Here is a 1,606-nt window from a genome sequence, read left to right as displayed (position 1 = left end):
ACCCGCACCCGACGACCGCAAGTTTCTTCGTGTCGACCCGAGGCGCCCGCATGGTCTATCCGGTCGTGCATGCCGTGTTCCGGAATCTGTGCGCCACCACCGGAATCGGCGCCGACGCGCCACGCCCACCACGCATCCACGACCTGCGTCACTCCCGCGTTCCGCAGAATTCGGGGGTTCTGGAGGGTAGCGAGGGTGTGAATCTGCAGGTCGCGGGGTCTGGAAAGGGAGCTGCGGGCTGAAACTGCCTAGAGACGCGATCTTCTGATTTCAGCCCGCTGGTCTGCTGGTTTGTCGTATCGTCTGGAGTTGTGTACGTGAAAACGACCAAGCGGGACAACAAGTCTGGCGTGGTCAGGTATCTGCATCTGGCCCACAACGAGTGGGATCCGGTGAAGGGCCGGGCGGTGCCGAAGGTACTGTTCACCTTCGGCCGGGAAGACGAACTCGACCGTGACGCGGTGAAACGGCTGGTGGCGTCGTTGTCGCGGCTGCTGGATCCCGCTGACGCACTGGCGGCGAGCGCGGCCGCCGACGGGCTGAGGTTCTGTTCCTCCAGGCTGTTCGGTGGCGCGTATGCGCTCGATCATCTATGGCGGTGGCTGGGCATAGATGCCATCGTCGCGGGGCTGGGGCAGCCGAAACGCGGTCGGCACCGCGATGGGCCGGGCATCGAGCGGGTGTTGTTCGGCCTGGTCGCCAACCGGGCGCTGGCCCCATCGTCGAAACTGGCTGCCGCGGACTGGATTTGTCACGACGTGCATATCGATCGGCTGCCCGAGACCAGCGACGACGCCTGTTATCGGGCGATGGACTGGTGCCACCAGGTGAAAGACGAACTCGAACGTCAGGTGTTCGATCGGGTCGCGACCCTGCTCAACCTGGAGGTGGATCTGTTGTTCTTCGACACCACCTCAACGTATTTCGAGGTCGAAGGCGCTGACCAGCCGATCGCCCGAGACGAGAAGGGTTGCCCGAATCCCGACGCCGCCGCGCACGAGAACGCGGTGGGGTTCCGGACCTGGGGCAAGTCGAAGGATTCACGAGATGACTTGCCGCAGATAGTGATCGAATGGCCGTCATCCGCGACAGGATCCTGGTGCGCTACTGGTGCCGGCCGGGCAACGCCAGCGATCAGGTGCTGATCCGGCAGGTGAAAGACGATATGCGGGACTGGACCCTGTCGAAGACCATCTGGGTCACCGACCGTGGCTTCTCCTCCGCCGAGAACCGCCGCTACCTGCGCCGGGGCGACCACCACTACATCATCGGGGAGAAACTGCGCTCCGGGTCGGCCGAAGTCAAGGCCGCGATGTCGCAGCAAGGCCGCTACCTCGACATTACCGGCAACATGCGGGTCAAGGAAGTCCGGGTCAGCGAGACGGAACGGTTCGTGATCTGCTACAACCCCGAAGCCGCCGAGCGTGACGCCACCACCCGCGACCAGCTCGTCACCGCGTTACGCGAAATGATCGACGGCAGCGACGCATTGAGCGACTTCAAACGCGGTGAGTTGCGCGGCCGCATCGCCGCCAAGCCCGGGTTGAACCGGTTCCTGCGTGTCACCGCCAGCGGGACGCTACGCGTCGATGCCGCGAAGATCAAG

At 64.3% G+C, this 1,606-nt stretch carries 2 pseudogenes; both read left to right on the top strand.

Going from position 1 to position 1,606, the window contains the following annotated elements:
- Positions 1–242 (top strand): annotated as a pseudogene (locus tag NA4_RS38155) (hypothetical protein); the annotation flags it as partial.
- A 69-nt stretch (positions 243–311) separates the two neighbouring features.
- A pseudogene (locus NA4_RS44085) lies at positions 312–1,606 on the top strand (IS1634 family transposase); the annotation flags it as partial.

It is taken from the genome of Nocardia amamiensis NBRC 102102, assembly GCF_001612745.1.
In the GTDB taxonomy this organism is placed as follows: domain Bacteria; phylum Actinomycetota; class Actinomycetes; order Mycobacteriales; family Mycobacteriaceae; genus Nocardia; species Nocardia amamiensis.
This window is presented reverse-complemented; position numbering and strand designations above follow the sequence as displayed.